The 15,037-nt window shown below is 62.2% G+C and carries 13 protein-coding genes; 3 read left to right on the top strand and 10 right to left on the bottom strand.

Annotated elements, in window-relative coordinates; genetic code table 11:
• The 8 genes from MTX36_RS28345 to MTX36_RS28310 all read right to left on the bottom strand — a co-directional run.
• Nucleotides 1-1,324, bottom strand: a 1,324-nt coding sequence (locus MTX36_RS28345; RefSeq protein ID WP_243622993.1) for an Ig-like domain-containing protein, incomplete at its 3' end; no start/stop codon positions are given.
• 281 nt (nucleotides 1,325-1,605) lie between these two features.
• Entirely contained in the window at nucleotides 1,606-3,309 is a 1,704-nt protein-coding gene (locus MTX36_RS30395; protein ID WP_243622992.1) for an Ig-like domain-containing protein, read from the bottom strand.
• A gap of 93 nt (nucleotides 3,310-3,402) precedes the next feature.
• On the bottom strand, nucleotides 3,403-5,160 hold the full coding sequence (locus MTX36_RS28335; RefSeq protein ID WP_243622991.1) for an Ig-like domain-containing protein: 1,758 nt from the start codon (nucleotides 5,158-5,160) through the stop codon (nucleotides 3,403-3,405).
• 375 nt (nucleotides 5,161-5,535) lie between these two features.
• A complete protein-coding gene (locus MTX36_RS28330) occupies nucleotides 5,536-6,051 on the bottom strand; it encodes a nuclear transport factor 2 family protein (RefSeq protein ID WP_243622990.1) in 516 nt (171 codons plus the stop codon).
• Between the two features lies 1 nt (nucleotide 6,052).
• Nucleotides 6,053-6,949, bottom strand: a complete 897-nt coding sequence (locus MTX36_RS28325; RefSeq protein ID WP_243622989.1) for a TIGR03619 family F420-dependent LLM class oxidoreductase — start codon at nucleotides 6,947-6,949, stop codon at nucleotides 6,053-6,055.
• Between the two features lie 37 nt (nucleotides 6,950-6,986).
• Nucleotides 6,987-7,343 (bottom strand): EthD domain-containing protein, encoded by a 357-nt coding sequence (locus tag MTX36_RS28320; protein ID WP_243622988.1) that lies wholly within the window; start codon nucleotides 7,341-7,343, stop codon nucleotides 6,987-6,989.
• 35 nt (nucleotides 7,344-7,378) lie between these two features.
• Nucleotides 7,379-7,849, bottom strand: a complete 471-nt coding sequence (locus MTX36_RS28315; protein WP_243622987.1) for a nuclear transport factor 2 family protein — start codon at nucleotides 7,847-7,849, stop codon at nucleotides 7,379-7,381.
• Nucleotides 7,846-9,507 carry a class I adenylate-forming enzyme family protein gene (locus MTX36_RS28310; RefSeq protein WP_243622986.1) on the bottom strand — a complete coding sequence of 554 codons (1,662 nt, stop codon included), beginning with the start codon at nucleotides 9,505-9,507 and terminating at the stop codon, nucleotides 7,846-7,848. Before MTX36_RS28310 ends, MTX36_RS28315 begins: the two co-directional genes overlap by 4 nt.
• Nucleotides 9,508-9,790: 283 nt before the next feature.
• Between MTX36_RS28310 and MTX36_RS28305 the strand changes: the two genes are divergently transcribed.
• From MTX36_RS28305 to MTX36_RS28295, 3 genes are read left to right on the top strand one after another with little or no spacing between them, the layout of a single operon-like run.
• Entirely contained in the window at nucleotides 9,791-11,422 is a 1,632-nt protein-coding gene (locus MTX36_RS28305) for an AMP-binding protein (protein ID WP_374230570.1), read from the top strand.
• Nucleotides 11,419-12,249, top strand: a complete 831-nt coding sequence (locus MTX36_RS28300; protein ID WP_243622984.1) for an SDR family oxidoreductase — start codon at nucleotides 11,419-11,421, stop codon at nucleotides 12,247-12,249. Before MTX36_RS28305 ends, MTX36_RS28300 begins: the two co-directional genes overlap by 4 nt.
• Nucleotides 12,246-13,127 (top strand): LLM class F420-dependent oxidoreductase, encoded by an 882-nt coding sequence (locus tag MTX36_RS28295; RefSeq protein ID WP_243622983.1) that lies wholly within the window; start codon nucleotides 12,246-12,248, stop codon nucleotides 13,125-13,127. Before MTX36_RS28300 ends, MTX36_RS28295 begins: the two co-directional genes overlap by 4 nt.
• 60 nt (nucleotides 13,128-13,187) lie before the next feature.
• Here the strand turns inward: MTX36_RS28295 and MTX36_RS28290 are convergent, their stop codons facing one another.
• Both MTX36_RS28290 and MTX36_RS28285 read right to left on the bottom strand, forming a co-directional pair.
• On the bottom strand, nucleotides 13,188-13,733 hold the full coding sequence (locus MTX36_RS28290) for a GtrA family protein (protein ID WP_243622982.1): 546 nt from the start codon (nucleotides 13,731-13,733) through the stop codon (nucleotides 13,188-13,190).
• A 66-nt stretch (nucleotides 13,734-13,799) separates the two neighbouring features.
• Nucleotides 13,800-15,005 (bottom strand): enhanced intracellular survival protein Eis, encoded by a 1,206-nt coding sequence (locus tag MTX36_RS28285; protein ID WP_243622981.1) that lies wholly within the window; start codon nucleotides 15,003-15,005, stop codon nucleotides 13,800-13,802.
• Between the last annotated feature and the right edge of the window lie 32 nt (nucleotides 15,006-15,037).

The following is a 15,037-nucleotide window of genomic DNA, read 5'->3' as shown; positions in this document are numbered from 1 at the left end:
AAGCTGCCGTGTCGAATGCGTGCGAGAGGGTTGCGGTGCCGCCGGCGACTGCAACTGCGTCGCCGATGTTGATGCCGCCGTCCTTGAACTGCACCGAACCCACAGCGTCAGTGGGAGCAACCGTGGCCGTGAGGTCGACAGCAGTACCCGTCAATGTCGTTGCGGGAACAGTCACCGTCGTCGTGGTGTCGAGGATCGGGGCGGTCACATCGATGACCGAAGCAGCAGATGTCGAATTGTGGAAACCCGCACCGGCGATGAACTCGGCGGTGATCGAATGCGAAGCTGCCGTGTCGAATGCGTGCGAGAGGGTTGCGGTGCCGCCGGCGACTGCAACTGCGTCGCCGATGTTGATGCCGCCGTCCTTGAACTGCACCGAACCCACAGCGTCAGTGGGAGCAACCGTGGCGGTCAGGTCGACAGCGGTGCCCGTCAACGCCGTCGGAGGAACCGACAACGTCGTCGTTGTGTCCACGGCCGGAGCACCGACCTCGACAGCTGAGACCGCAGACTTCGAGTTGTCGAAGCCGGTACCGGATGTGTACACCGCAGTCACGTTGTGAGTGCCGAGGGTGGCGAAGGTGTGCGAGAGGGTCGCCGTATTACCATCGACTAGGACGGGGGCACCGATGTCGGTGCTGCCGTCCTTGAACTGGACAGTGCCCCCGGCATTTGCGGGATCGACCGTTGCAGTCAGGTCGACGACGGTACCGGCAGTGGTGTTCGCCGGAGCTGTCAATGTGGTGGTGGTGGGCGTGACGATACGCACCCACGCGCCGCTGCCGCCCGACTGTGAGCCGAACGTGTAGACGTCGAACCTGAAGCTTGCGTTGTAGTCGCCGGTCGCCTGAGTGGTGGGGATCTTGTAGGTGACATCGAAGTTCACGGCGTTCTTGTAGCCCTTGTTGCCAAGGATCGGCACACTGTCGCAACCGCCCCCGGTACAGGTCGACTTGACGCCCGCCCCGCCCTCGTTGGCGATGGTCGACACCCGACTCACCGTGCTCGAGATGTACTCGAAGCCGACGGGCTGGATCTGCCGAATCGCGGTGATGTAACGATCGACGCCGCTGTTCTTCCAGATCTTGGCGCTGTAGGTGACGGTATCGCCTGGGTGGGCGATGTTGCTACCCGAGGCACCGTTCACCGCGGTCAGGCTCAGGTTCCACCTGAGGTTGTCGGTCGACTGGTCGCCCGTCGACGCGGGCGGCGTCGTTGCTGGATTGTATGCGACGGCGGCACCGGCACCGCCGAGCATCAGTGTTATCGCGGCACCGGCCGCGATAATGGGTGTCGCCAGGCGACGGCTTAGGGATGGACGCACGGATACTCCTTCAATTCTTCACCGCAAGTGCGGGATTGGGTTGAGCAATGATTCGTCGTAGAAGGACGAAGCCGTCCAGATCGGACACTTGACCAATACAGTAGGGGGCATTTGTTCTGGGGGTCAAGGTCTCGAACCAGCAATCTGAAATATCATTCATTATCGAATAGTGTTGCAAACAAATAGATTACGTTTCAGTTATGGATATATTCGCACGAAAGGCGCGCCACCGAGCGATGTCGGTGACGCGCCTTTCGTTTACTGTTCTGTCAGTTCAGATTTCAGGAGCCGAAGATGCTCGACAAGCTACCGAAGCCGCCCGGGCCCGGATCGGTACCGGCGGGAACCGTCAACGCCTGCGGAGCCGACGCCGAGTCGATAAACCCTGCAGCGCCGATGAATTCAGCGGTGATGCTGAACTCGCCCGAAGCTGCGAACGTGGTAGGCAGTGTCGCAACACCGTTCACCACGGTGACGGGTGCACCGAGCGGGGTGTCACCCATCTTGAACTGGACCTTGCCGTTGGCGGTGGTCGGATCGACCGTTGCCGTCAGCGTGACCGGGGCACCCTTGGTGATCGTGCCGACCGGGGCGAGGGTGGTGGTGGTCGGAACCGCTGCCGCCGGAGCGTTGGTGACGCTGACCGGGAATGCTGGTGCAACCGAAGCCCCGACACCGGTGGTGCCGGAGTAGCGCGCGACAACCTTGTGGGTGCCGGTGGTGCCGAAGTTGTACTGCGCCACTGCGACACCGTCGGTGCCGACCGTGCCGGTCACCTTCTCGCCGCCATCGATTGTGAACTCCACCGTGCCACCCTCCACTGCCGGGGTGACCTGCGCGTGCAGGCTGACGTCCTGGCCGACGAAAGCCCTGTCCGGGCTGGTCATCGCGAGGGTGGTAACGGTGTCGTCGGTGCTGACGTTGATGGTCTTGACCGCCGAGGTGGAGGCGATGAAGCCGGTGGAACCGGAGAACGCTGCCGTGATCGCGTAGTCACCGTCGGTGTCGAAGGTGTGGGTGATCGAAGCGCTGCCGGCGGTGACGTCGGCGGTGCCGAGAGAGGTTGCGCCGTCGAAGAACTCGACGGTACCGCCCGGTGCGGCGGGGGCGACGTTCGCGGTTAGGGTGACCTCGGCGCCGTTTTTGACGGCGCCGGGAGCCACCACGGTGGTGGTGGTTTGCTTGTCGGCTTCGATGATGTTGGTCGTAACCAGTGCGCCCGCACCGGCGTTGAGCGGTGTGGCATCACCCTCGGCATCACGTGGGGTGCACTGGGTCGGTGCCCATGCGGTGATTACCAGGGTCGCCTTCGGTAGGAACGTCAGGAAGTTCTTGTCGTTGGCCCACTTTCCGGCGTCGCCGCCGGTGCGCAACTTCATTTCGATCGTGCCCGAGGCACCGGCCTTGAGCCGTGCTTTGACTTGGGGCAGCTTGAAGGTTGTTTCCGCGCCGCTGGTGGCCAGGGCTACGATCCCGCCCTCGGAACTCTTGCTCGTGTTCGGGCCGTTGCCGATCGTGGCGTTGTTGCCCGAGAGGCGGATGATCTTACCGGCGGGGTCGGGATTGCCGTTCTCGTTGATGCGCAGCACATTCGGTGTCACCCCGCTCAGGCCGATGCTGGTGCCGGGCACGATGTCCCCGCTTATAAACTCGGCGTTCGCCGGGATGTCGACGTCGATCTTGATGCGCGAGATGCTCTTGACGCTTGCACCCGAGACCTCGTTGGGGACGGAGATCGGCGGCGGTGTGATGATGACGTCGAACTCGTCGCCGGCGTTGACCGATTCCGGGGCGTCCGCGGACACGGTGGCTGGCTGACTCAGCGCGGTCGGTCCTGCTACCGCGGACGGTGTTGCCAGGCAGGAAGCTATGAATGTGTTGTCGACGGTTTGGGCTTGGGCGGGTACTCCGGCGAACATAGTGACGCAGACGAGGGCTCCCACACCGATCGGTGTGACGAGTCGTTGAATCCTTTTCTTCTGCACGAATTCTCCTACGGATGAATGGAAAGTGTCGGGGGTGCCCTCCGGGGTCCGGGGCGCGGCGTGCACGCCCCGGATCGGGCTACGGGCGTGGAACTAGCTACCGAAGATGCCGGAGAGTGAACCCAGGCTGCCACCGTCACCGGGCGGGGTTGCGGTGGTGATGCCCACGACGGTGGGGCCGGAGACGGAGTCCTTCCAGCCGTTGCCACCGGTGAAGACGGCCGTGACGGCGTAGGTGCCCTCGGCATCGAAGGTGTGCGTGGTGGTGGCAACACCGTTGACGACATCGACGGGTCCACCGATGAGGGTGGTGCCGACCTTGAACTGGATCGTGCCGTTGGTGCCGGCCGGGGCGACGGTCGCGGTGAATGTCATTGCGGTGCCGACGGTGGAGTTGCCGGTGACGCCGAGGACGGTGGTGGTGTCTTCGCGGTTGGGTTCGACTGCCTTGACGGTGACCGCGTACGCAAGCGAGGTGGAATCGGTAAATCCGGGGGTTCCGAGGAACTTCGCGACAACGTTCGAGGTGCCGACGGTGTCGAAGGTGTGCGGGAGGACTGCGACGCCGTCGCCGGTGCCGACGTCAACGGTGCCGGCGGGGACTCCGTCGACGGTGAACTCGACCTGTCCTGCATTCGGGATGGGCATGACGGTGGCCGAGAGGTTGGTCTCGACGCCGACGGTTGCGGTGAGCGGTTCGAGAACTGTTGTGGTGGTGCCGAAGTCGGCGTCGTTGACGGTCAGTGGGGATGCTGCCGAGTCGGAGTTGAGGTTGCCGCCGGTGCCGGTGAAGTGCGCGGTGAAGCTGTGTGAACCAGCCTCGACGAAGGTGCGAGTGATCGCGGCGCTTCCGTCAATCACGTCGACAGGGCTGCCGACGTTGACGTCGCCGTCCTTGAACTGGACCTGGCCGGTTGCGGTGGCCGGGCTGATCGCGGCATCGAAGGTGACGGGTGCGCCGACGACGGCGGTGGCGGGAGCAGTCAGCGTGGTGGTGGTGTCAGTCGTGACGTCGACGGTCGAGATCTCGGAAGTGGCGTCGTGGAAGAGGGTACCGCCGGTGAAGACGGCTGTGATGTCGTGCGCCCCCGGGGTTTCGAAGGTGTGCTGTGTGGATGCAACGCCACCGACGACGGTGACCGGGCTGCCGATGTTGTTGTCGCCGTCCTTGAACTGGACGGTGCCTACAGCGTCAGCCGGACCGACGTTGGCACTCAGGTCGATCTGCTCACCGGTCTTGGCTGCTGCCGGGGCTGTCAGTGTGGTGGTAGTGGCGACCTTCGGGTCGACAACACGCAACCACGCGCCGCTGCCGCCCGACTGAGTGCTGAACGAGAAGACATCGAACTTGAAGCTGGTGTTGTAGTCGCCGAACTCCTGGGTCAGGGGGATTTTGTAAGTGACAGCGAAGTCGACGTTGTCGAGGTAGCCCTTGTTGCCGAGGATCGGCACCGAGCTGCAGCCGCCAGCGGTGCAGGCTGCCTTGACACCTGCATTGCCCTCGGGGGTGACGGTCGACAGCTTGCTGATCGTATGCGAAACGTACTCGAAACCGGCGGGCTGGATCTGCCTGATCGCGGTCAAGTACCGGCCGACACCGCTGTTCTTCCAGACCTTGGAAGTGAAGGTGACGGTGTCGCCTGGGTGGACGACGTTGCTACCCGGGGCACCGTTCACCGCGGTCAGGCTCAGGTTCCACCTGAGGTTGTCGACGGACTGGTCGCCCGTCGAAGAGGGCGGTGGCGGTGTCGGATCGGCGACGGCTGTGCCGGCACCGCCGAGCATCAGTGTTATCGCGGCACCGGCCGCGATAATGGGTGTCGCCAGGCGACGGCTTAGGGACGGACGCACGGATCCTCCTTTATCGTGTGCCGCAGGCGGCACCTATAAAACATGACTTAGGTCACGTGACTGCGAAGAGTACACATAACTGGACGTCCGTATAGGTGCTTTGGGGCTTTTGCGCCGATTAGCTTCTGCGCACGTCGGAGACGGTCCACGACGGCAATCGGATCTATGGAGAGCGGACGGTCGATCGATAGTGAGCTACCGGAACATGCAGGCGTGTGTGCCACTGTGCTGATCGAACATAATGCGAATGCCGCGCCGTGAGTGAACGACTCTGCGGAGAACAATCTTTACTCGAGTCGCGGATTCCATAGGAGTCCGTTGTGGGCGGGCGTCGGCAGCGGTAGTGACGCCGGGATGAGGAGAGGGGATTGAAACTTACTGAGATTGAATAGTTTTCCTCAGTAACGTCAACGGATCAGTCTCGTCACGTCGACCTCGGGGGCCGGCGCCCTCAGGATTAACGAAGCGGCCTTCGTCCGAGCGGGTCCATTCGCGCACAGCCCAGCGCTCTTTGATCGCCCAACGCCCGTTGCGACGCTCCATGTGGTCGATGAACCGTGCGCCGCTGGTGAAGTTGATCATCCCGACACCTTCGGGACCGCCCCAATGGGTGGACATCGAGTAGGCCTCGCTGATCGCGAAGTCGCCGTGCAGTTCGACGAGATGATTGCCGATGTGGTGCATGGTGCCGCCGATGGCAGAGAGCTTTGGCGTCACCCACGCGATGTATTCGTCTACGTTGCCGTCGAATCCGGTGTGATGATCTATGGCGTCGGGATGGTACGCACTACGTACGAGATCGAAGTCGAGACGGTCGATGCCTCGGGCATAGGTCAGGACTACTTCGCGGATTGCTTGCTTGTCCAGCAGATCCTGCACAGCCTGATCCATTTCACATCTCCTTGATGCTGATCATCCAGTCGAGCAATTCCGGCAGTTCTTGTGCAGCACAGTCGAATACGACGGGCCGAAATACGACGACGGATGCGCCGCGGTCGGACAAATTTTGGGCCATTTCCGCGGTGGCTGCGAGGTCGATAGTTCCGTTGTCGCGTCGAACCGGGGCGGCAGAGACCTGGATGCGAACACTCTGGGGATCGCGTCCGTGTGCCTCGAATGTAGTGCGCAGCAGTGCAACGCTGTCCGTGAATGTAGGTAGGTCGGTCGGGTTGACGGTCCAGCCGTCGGCGACGCGTGCGATGCGGTCGAAGTTCCGTTGACTGGGAGCGAATCCGAAGAGAACAGGCAGGCGATCCTGCGTCGACAGCGGAATGCTGTGGTAATTCTCGAAGGAAAAATCTCGACCCTTGAAGTTGGCGGGTGCCTGCGTCCAGAGTTCGCGGCAGGCCTCGACAGTTTCTTCCATGCGCCCGAACCGGGCGTCGAAAGGCATGTTGGTGGCGGTGTATTCGGCTTCTTGCCAGCCGACTCCGAAGCCCATCGTTACGCGTCCGTCGGACAAGGCGTCGAGGGTGGCGACCTGTTTTGCGAGCAGCGCCGGTGGTCGAACCGTTGCGATCAGGACCGATACGCCGAGGCGAGCGCGTTCGGTGACGGCCGCGATCGAGGAAAGTAGTGAAATCGGCTCGTACCAAGGATGATCCAAGGGAAACACGAAGCCATGCTCGTCGACCCGTTTCGTATGAGCGTCGGCATTGAATCCGATGTGATCACCGGTGCAGATCAAATCGATGCCGACTTGATCTGCACCGGTGGCGAAGTCGAGAACCGGTCGGATCTTGCCGTCGAAGAGTGCTTCGAGGCCCAATATGTTGACGCCGATCTCCACTGTGAAACTCTTTTCTGCCGAAGTTTGTTTCCGAATTTCAGATCCGAGGCAACTCGCACTCGTCGACGACGAACTGAATGATCTTGGTCTGATCCAGGAAGTTGGATTCGTCGGCCCGGATCAGGTTGCCTATCTCCGGCCGGGCGTGGGTTGCCAGCATGTCGGCGTATCCGGCCTTGTCGTGGAACCACATTTCGGTGATGACATCGAATTGTGGGTCGGGAGTGCCCTCGGCACGCAGAACCTGAGTCAGATCAGGGAAATTCCGTCGGTATTCGATGATCTGCGGAAAGGTTTTCGCAATCAGGGGAGCATGGTTGTTCTCGTAGTAGTCGATGAACTCTTCCTGGGTGAGGCCAGGCTTACGGGTGAGTAGCGCGATTGCTTTGAACATTGCCAGTCTCCTGATTCAGGTGCACCGAGATGGATTCAGAGTGAGCGTTTCGCGTGAGCAATCATATTGCCGAGATGATCCAGGCAGAAGAGTCGCTGTGTGAACTGCCACTTGCCGTCGACGCGTGTAAGGCGATCGAAGTAGCGTCCCGACAGAATCGGTTGCAGCGCAAGTTCTTCGGTTCCCTGAATTACCGTGACGTACGACAGCGCGGAGGCCTCGTCGCCATCCACGAAAACTCGGGTATTGGTCAACAGATGTTTGGTGCGTGGGACCGGGGGAGTGCCGTACATCCGAATGAATCCACTGCACGCGGCGAACACCGCGTCGGCGTCGGAGGAAATGACGGTGGTGGCAACGCCGTCCGGCCCGCACTGGCCGTAATCGGACTGCGCGAACAATGCAGCGACGTCGCGCAACCTGCCCTGATCGATCAGGTGCGTGTACTCGCAGAGCAGGTCACGGATCGCCGACTCGGCGACGATCCGTGACAGCTCTTCGGTCATACCGTGATCTCGCGCCGAACCATCTTGCCGGTTGCGTTGCGGGGCAGCAGATCACGCGTGATACGCCACTTCGACGGCACCTTGAAGTAGGACAGACGCTCGGCGGCGTATGCGCGGAGCTCTTCCTCGTCGGTGGTGGAACCGGGGCGCAGGACGACGACAGCCGAAACTTCCTGGCCGAGGTCCGGATGCGGCATACCGATGACGGCGCATTCGATTACGTCGGGGTGCTCGTCGAGGGTCTGCTCGATCTCGGTGGGGTAGACGTTCTCGCCGCCGCGCAGGATCAGGTCGGAACGACGGCCGGTCAAACGCAGGCGACCATTCTCGACGACACCGAAATCGCCTGTGCGGAGCCAGCGTCCGGGTGCGATGGTCGACTCTGTTGCTTCGGGGTTCTCCCAGTAACCGAGCATCACGAACGGGCTGCGGACGCAGACCTCGCCCTCGATGCCGTCAGGAAGCCACTCGCCGAAGGGATCACGGATTTCCATCGACACGGTGATGATGGGGCGACCGAGGGTGCCCGGGAACTCTTCGAGTTCGGCTCCGATAGCCACCGCGATTGCTGTGCTGCATTCGGTGAGGCCGTAGCTGTCGACCAGTGCGTTGCGCGCGAAAGGCACCTGCTCCTTGAGGCGCTCCTTGAACGCCGGCGACGACGGTGCAGACGCCAATGAGAATGCTGTTAGCGAGGACACGTCGTACTTGTCGATGTTGCCGTGCTCGATCAAGCGCGACGCCATGGTGGGAACCGCGCCCCAGTTGGTGATGCGTTCGCGCTCGACGAGTCCGAGAACCTTGTCGACGTCGAAACCGCCTTCGGTCAGGATGACAGCGCTGCCGGTAGCCAGACGCGGGACCACCAAGTTGTGCAGGCTCGCGATGTGGAACAGCGGGGACGTCAGCAGGTAGCGCAGCGGGCTGGGCTTGGTGGCGTCGTATTCGCGACCCATGAACGCAGCGCCGATGGCGTCGCTGTACTTGTGGTAATCGACGGTGGCCATCACGTTGCGGTGCGAATGCAATGCCCCCTTGGGGCGACCGCTGGTTCCGCTGGTGAACAGGATGACGGCGGGGTCGTCCTCGTCGATGTCGGTGCTCGGAACATCGGAACCGGCGAACTCGGCGATGAGGGCAGGCAGATCCTCTTCCATCGTCAGTACGGTCAAGTCACCCGGAAGTTCGGGAAGTGCCGCGCCGCGCTTCGCGTCGACAACGAGGACCTTGGGACGTGAAAGCTCGATACCGTGCGTCACCTCGCGCGGAACCCACCAGCCATTGAGACCGACAGCGATGGCGCCCAGCGCCTGCGTCGCGAAGAAGGTCATGACCCACTCGGGGGTGTTCGCGGCGAGGATTCCTACACGATCGCCCTTGCGGACCCCGTACTTGTCTCGCAGCGCAGTCGCCAGCGCGGCGACGGAGTCGGCGTGCTCGGTGAATGAGATGCGACGGTCGCTCGTGACCAGGTAATCACCATCGCCCCAGGCCCGAGACGCGGCGATGAGTTCACCGATGGCATGTCCGCGATTCTTCATCACGGGCATGACGGTGCCGAGAACCTCTTCTTCGACGATCTCGAACGGCCCACCGGGACCGGTGAGGCGTGAGACCGCCTGGTCCAGGAGCAACTGCGGATCTGCGGGGGCAGTCATGGAATGGCCTTTCGTATTGTGGCGCTTTTCACGACACAAAATCTCACGTCCAATGATATCTGCGGGGATTGTTACCACTGAGCGAGACTGGTCGGGTTCCCTCCGCGGCACGCCGTTAGCGTTTCGAAACGAATCGCACTCTGCGCAACCACTCAAATGCGTACTGCGCGCACAAGAGTTTCTTCCCATCTCGAGTAGGACACAGGACACGATGACGAACACCGCTACCGAAGCATCTACGAGCACGTCCGTTGCGGCGCCGCAGCGCGAGGATGTCGCGCAGATGTTGATCGACCGCATCGGTGATCAACATCTGGGACTGCGGACCCGCACCCAGGACTGGACGTGGGATCAGGTTGTGCATGAAAGCGCGGCCCGTGGTTCTTACGCGAAGTCGCTACGCGGCGCCGGCCAATTCCACATCGGTGTTCTCCTCGAGAACGAGCCAGAGTTCCTGTTCTGGCTCGGCGGCGCGGCACTCACGGGCGCCACGATCGTCGGTATCAACCCGACGCGGCGTGGAGCTGAACTCGAAGCCGAGGTTCGATACGTCGATTGCCAGATGATCGTCACCGACAAGGCCGGCCGCGAGAAGCTCGCCGGTCTGGATCTCGGCCTGACGGACGACCGCTTCATTCTTGTCGACGACGCGTCCTACGCGGAAACCATTGCCGCGCATCAGGTGGAGACGCCGGAGATCGATCTCGGCGTCGACGCGACGACGCTCTTCCTTCTTCTTTTCACCTCCGGCACCACCGGAATGTCGAAGGCCGTGCGCTGCAGCCAGGGCCGGCTGACTCGCTTGGCTTACGCGAACTGCGCTAAGTACGATATCGACCGCGACGACGTCTGCTACTGCTGCATGCCTCTCTTCCACGGCAATGCGCTGATGGCACTGTGGGCTCCCGCGCTTTCGCAGGGCGCCACAATCTGCCTCGTGCGCAAGTTCACCGCCTCCGGTTTCATGCCGGACGTACGTTTCTACGGCGCAACGTATTTCACGTACGTCGGCAAGGCGCTCGGTTACCTGATGGCGACGGCGGAGCAGCCTGAAGACAACAAGAACACCCTCACTCACGGCTTTGGTACCGAGGCATCTCCCGGTGACAAGGCCGAGTTCATCCGTCGGTTCGATGCGCAGCTTTTCGAGGGCTACGGCTCGAGTGAGGGCGCCGGTTCGGTAATTCTCGATCCGAACCAGCCGGCCGGAGCATTGGGCCGTCCGGCCAGCGAGAACATCGTCATCGTCAACCCGGAAACTCGTGAAGAGCGTCCACGTGCGCTCCTCGACGAGCACGGCCGGGTCCTGAACCCGGACGAGGCGATCGGCGAGATGGTCGACAAGGCCGGCTCGCAGAAGTTCGAGGGTTACTACAAGAACGAAGACGCCATCGCGGAGAAGATTCGCCACGGTTGGTACTGGACAGGCGATCTCGGCTACGTCGACGAAGCCGGTTTCATCTACTTCGCCGGTCGCAAGGGTGACTGGATCCGCGTCGACGGCGAGAACACGTCGGCTCTGATGATCGAGCACATCCTGCGTCGTCACCCCAAAGTCATTGCGACCGGCGTGTTCGCTGTGCCGGATCCGCGTTCGGGTGATCAGGTCATGGCGGGCATCGAGGTTGCGGAACTGTCCGACTTCGATCCGGTCGAGTTCTCGAACTACCTTGTTGCGCAAGCGGATCTTGGAACCAAGGCGGCGCCGCGCTTCATTCGGGTATCGACACACCTGCCCACCACAGGTTCCAACAAGGTACTCAAGCGCGAACTGCAGCTCGATCGCTGGCGCACCGAAGAGCCTGTGTACCACTGGGTCGGACGCGGAAACCCGGAGTACAAGCTCATGTCCGACGCCGATTGCGATGCACTCGAGCAGGAGTTCCACACCCACGGGCGTTCGCGGTTCCTGTGAACCGTGTCGCGCTGGTAACCGGCGCCTCCCGCGGGATCGGCCGAGAATGCGCGCTGGCTTTTGCTCGCGCGGGGTTCGACGTTGCGATCACGGCCCGCACCGTTCGTGAAGGTGAGGGCCGCGCGGCGCCGAGAACGCGTGCGGGAGAGCAGGTTATCCCGGTCCAGGGCAGTCTCGAGACGACGGTTGCCGAGATCGAAGAGTGTGGTGTGCGGGCGTTGGCTGTGCCGATGGATCTTCTCGATCGAGCGTCCGTCATTGCAGCCGGTGAGCGCGTCCTGCGTGAATGGGGCCGCGTCGACGTTCTGGTCAACAATGCCTACGCGCAGACGGTCGGAAACATGGATCGGATTCTCGACATCGAGATCGACGACGCCCAGGCGATGGTTGTCGGAAACTATCTGCACCAGCTTGCCTTGGTGCAGATAGTGCTTCCGGCGATGGTGGAGCGCGGAAACGGAATTGTCATCGGACTGGCCTCGGGCTCTGCCACTATGGACCCTCCGGCGCCTCCCGGTGAAGGCGGGTGGGGCTTGTCCTACGCAGCGTCCAAGGCCGCGTTCGGACGCATTGCCGGTGCGATCAACTCGGAGTACCGCGGCGCCGGTATCAAGGCGTTCAACCTCAGTCCGGGGTTTGTGATCACTGAGGCCGGTAAGGCTCGCGGTGGCGCAAACGCGATCGTGGACGCGGGATTTGCCGCTACTCCGGCGTCGGTTCCTGCAGCGGCTGCAGTGTGGCTCGCAACAGATCCTGACGCCGAACGCTTCCTCGGAAGAGTCGTGGATGGTCCGAAATTGATGGCGACTCTGGAGGAAACCGCATGAAGCTCGGTATTGTTGTCCCGGTAGAACTTGGTCGTAGTGGTGATCCGGATTGGATTCTGCAGTTCGCCAAGGCTGCGGAGTCGCTCGGTTTCGACGAGATCTCGGCCGTCGAGCATTCGGTTGTCATCGCCGATACCGAAAGCGAGTACCCGTACTCGCCGACGGGAAAGTCGCATCTCCCCGACGACTGTGACATTCCTGATCCGCTGGAGCTTCTCTCGTTTGTTGCTGGTGCAACAACCACTTTGGGTTTGTCCACCGGAGTGTTGGTGCTGCCCAACCACAACCCCGTAGTCCTTGCCAAGCGTTTGGCGACGCTGGATCGGCTCTCCGGTGGCCGCCTGCGCATCTGCCTGGGATTGGGTTGGATGAAAGAGGAAATTGAAGCCTGCGGTGGCGATTTCGCACGTCGAGGCAAGACTGCCGATGAGGCAATTGCCGTGATGCGCGCACTCTGGGCTGGCAAGGGAGCCGTCGATTTCGAGGGCGAGTATTACTCGTTCAAGGGTGCGTACAGCTGGCCGAAGCCGCACAGCGAATCCGGTGTGCCGCTGTACATCGGTGGACACAGTCTGGCGGCAGCCCGCCGCGCCGGTCGGCTGGGCAACGGCTTCCAGCCCCTCGGCTTGGCCGGCGAAGAACTTGACAAGGCAATTGCGGCGATGAAAGCAGCTGCGGTCAAGGCCGATCGCGATCCGGCTGAGGTTTCCGTGGTTCTCGGTGCAACCCTGCCGCGGTTGGACGAAGCGAAACTTGATTGGGCACGGGGCTTGGGAGCCGACCGAATCGTGCTGTCCGCGAGTCGCCGCGGCACGTCGTTGGAGCTCATCATCGACGAGATGACGGAATGCTCGAAGAGGCTGGGTCTGACCAACTGACCTAACAAAAAGCGGTCTGCAGCATCAATGCTGCAGACCGCTTTTGTGTATTCCGGGGCGTCAGCTCTCGGAGGAGGTGACCGGAGGCGTTGCTTCGATATCGCGAATCATCTCGCCGTCGATGGACTCTTCCGGGAAGACGAATTTGCGCATCGCCCACCACCGGAAGACTGTTGCCAGCAAGGTGCCGATGATGGATCCGCTGATGAAGTCGGAGAAGTTCTCCATCAACACGGAGACGTTGGGGTGGCGGAGATCGAACACGTAGCTCGAGATCCAGAGCGGGACCTGATTGATGGCCAGGCCGATGCCGGCGACGATAAAGAAGAGTGCAGCCTCGTGGTGTCGTTGCCGCCCGCCTCGCTCGGCGAAGGACCATTCACGGTTCAGGACATACGACAGAACCGTCGCTACCAAGACCGCGATGATGTTCGCCGTGACTGGATGCTCAGGCAGAACCGTCCACTTGATGCCGAAGAACAAGACGGTCGTGACGATGAAGGCGATGCCTCCGACCACCAGGAACTTGAGCATCTCGGCGTGCGGGAGAACCCGCACGAGAACCTTCTCCGGAAGGCTGTTGACCAGTTTTCCTACAAACGCCATGGTTTGAGGCTAACCGGGTGGACGCCGGACAGCATAAATATCCGTTTCGCCGATGTTCATCGAAAGTTAAAACCCGTACCCCAGCACAGCCGGCCGCGCGGTGCCGAAGGCGACGTCGAACCGGTGAATCTCGAGAACGTCTGCGGCTTGGATTCGGCCTGCGGCCGAGAAGGTTCTGGCCTGGTGCGCGCCCAGGTACACACTGCTCAGAACGTCGGACGGCATGGTGATCCGGGCAGCGGCGTCGGTGGGGGTGCAGGTGGCCTTGCCGCCGCGAACTGTCAGCGCGAAGGTGCCGCCGGCATCGAGGAATGGATCTTCGATCGCGATGACAGTGTCGAGGTCAGCGGCATATTCGCGGGCTTCGAGGGCTGCCGGAACATCCATGATCCGCAGCCACAGTCGGTCGGATCGGCGAGTTGTCCGCACCAATCGGTAGTCCGTCAGCATCAGCCGCAACGGATCTTCCGGATGCTGCCGAGCGTCGATACGGGTCACGAGATCGAGCCCGCACAACGTCCGCCACAAGGCCGCGTACACATCCGTCGTAAGTGCGACGAACTCGTCGACCTCGACGATGCTGTCGTGTCCTTCAGTGCGGTGGCGGTAGGAAACGTAGCCGTCGGCATGTGTCAGAAAGAACAGTCCGGAAGCGTCCGCTCGATGCTCGGACGGGTCGGCGAGCGTGTGGTCCCAGTGAGCTTGCGGACGCTTTTGCACGCCGGGAGTCGCGAGGCGCCAGCGATCGTAAATGTCCGGAAGTAGCGTCGCCGCGGTCGGTGCGTCGGTGATGGACACACCACTCGCGTCGGGAGCCTCTGGACGAAATTCGGCGAACCGACGGTGGAGTGAGATCCCTTCGCTGACGGTTGCCGGTCCGTAGCCGAAGCGGTTGTAGATGCGGGCGTCACTGGCGGTCAGCGCGACCAGGGGAGCGCCGCTCGACGCTATGTGCTGATGCAGCCGAGTGAACATCGAGCGCAAGATCCCGCGACGACGGTGCGTCGGGGCGACGGACACCCACGTGATGCCTCGGCTGGGTACTTGGTGACCGCCCGGCACGGTGAACTCCATGTCGAACTCGATGGCCAGGCCGACAACCTGGTCGCCATCCGTTGCGACGACGATGTCCTCGGGCTTGTAGAGCGCCCGGGTGAGCGTCTTGTCGGCTGCCGACGGGTGGAATCCGAACCCGGTGGAGTCGAGCAACTGGATCGCCGGCCAATCGGCTTCGGTGGCGGTTCGGATTGCGATCTTGCTGTCAGTGCTCACACCCGTCGATGCTGGCACAGATCGGCGGTGAG

This window comes from Rhodococcus sp. ARC_M6 (assembly GCF_022810305.1).
Lineage (GTDB): Bacteria > Actinomycetota > Actinomycetes > Mycobacteriales > Mycobacteriaceae > Rhodococcus_F.
Note: the sequence above shows the minus strand (reverse complement) of the source record. Positions and strands in the feature narration are given on the sequence as shown.